This window comes from Bartonella sp. AP3QHHD (genome assembly GCF_042195765.1).
Taxonomy (GTDB): Bacteria; Pseudomonadota; Alphaproteobacteria; order Rhizobiales; family Rhizobiaceae; genus Bartonella.
Genome location: NZ_JBHIPC010000074.1, coordinates 1 through 1,521, shown reverse-complemented (window position 1 = coordinate 1,521; position 1,521 = coordinate 1). Strand labels below are relative to the sequence as shown.

Annotated in this window: 2 pseudogenes; both read left to right on the top strand. The window is 38.2% G+C overall.

The features are described 5' to 3' along the window. Positions 1–212, top strand: a pseudogene (locus tag ACFIL7_RS04300) (late control protein); the annotation flags it as partial. Between the two features lie 733 nt (positions 213–945). After that, positions 946–1,521, top strand: a pseudogene (locus tag ACFIL7_RS04295) (tyrosine-type recombinase/integrase); the annotation flags it as partial.

Genomic DNA, 1,521 nt, shown 5'->3' with positions numbered 1-1,521 from the left:
TGGGCAGTGGTTCTTTGACCCTTGAGGGACGCCCAGAAATCATGGCGGATCAACCTCTTTTATTGCAAGGGTTTCGTGGGCAAATCAATGGTCCATGGAAAGCTTCCACTGTCACCCACTGCTATGAAAAACAAAGCGGATACACCACAGAAATTACACTTGAAGCACCAAACAAGGGAAAAGAGGCAGGAGAAAAGGAAACCTCTGAGTGACAGAAAATCAAAGGGTAATGTTTACCCTTTGATTGGTGATGAAGGGCATTTAGAGGAATAGGGACAACTTGTCCCAATTGCTAAAACGAGAAATAGGATCAAGTTGATCCAATTGCATGAGTACAGCAATAAGGTATTGTTTACCCAATTCCTTAAAGGAGTAATGATGAAAACATTGCACAATTGCATACTGAAAAGGAATTCTGTCAAGTTGACCGAATTGCTTAAACGCTTCTCTTTTTAATAATGTCCTGAATAATGTACTTAGGATACAGAAAAATCATCAGTCAATTTATGCTAAAAGAAGTCATACCATTTTATGCACACTGCTTCTCAAATAATACGATTCCAACTCAATGATTGATCATCAAAAATTGCGATTTTGAGCAGAAAAAAAAAGAGGCTTTAAATACCCTTTAGATAAGGTCTTTGAAGACCCTTTGAGAACACCTTTAAAACTCTTTGAAAAAAAATAAATTGGTACAAAACCTAGTGGCAAAATATACAAAACCCGCTGGCAAGCTACATCAGTAAAAACAATAGGTTACATATAACAAAGAAGAGTATGGTGCCCAGACGCGGCAAGCAGGGGCTTAGCAACAAGATTCAAAGTATATAAAGATGTGTAAGGGCGTATTGATGTCTATAGCTTTTTATGATTCAATAAAAAAAGTAAGTATTAAAGAAAAAATCTCAAATCAGAAATTAAAGGTGGTCTAAAAGGTGGACCCANTTATCAGCATCATTCGTAAAGACGTCTCCGCAGGGTAAATATTGTGACGGGGCAGGGTTGTGGTTGAATGTTCGAAAAGACAATACACGCTCTTGGTTTTTTCGCTATACGCACCACAATAAGCGCCGTGAAATGGGACTTGGTCCTGTTACGAAACTCTCTTTAAAAGAAGCGCGTGAGCTTACAAGATATTATAGTGATATTCTTAAAGAAGGCAATGATCCTATTGTCTTTCGAGAACAGACTATTTTAAAACAGCAAAGCAATATTTTTCAAGAAATTGCAAAAGCGGCTTTTGAAAGCAAAAAAGCAGAGTTGAAAAATGAAGGTAAAAACGGTCGCTGGTTTTCTCCACTAGAGTTGCACGTGATTCCACACATAGGTAATTTACCTATAGAAAAATTAACAGCCAATATCATTCGCAATGTTCTCGCGCCCCTTTGGCATGAAAAAGCAGACACAGCGCGAAAAGCACTTAACCGTATCAATATTTGCTTGAAATATGCAGCGGCTCTTGGTTTAGATGTTGATTTACAGGCTTGTATGAAAGCACGCGCTCTTTTAGGAAAACCACGT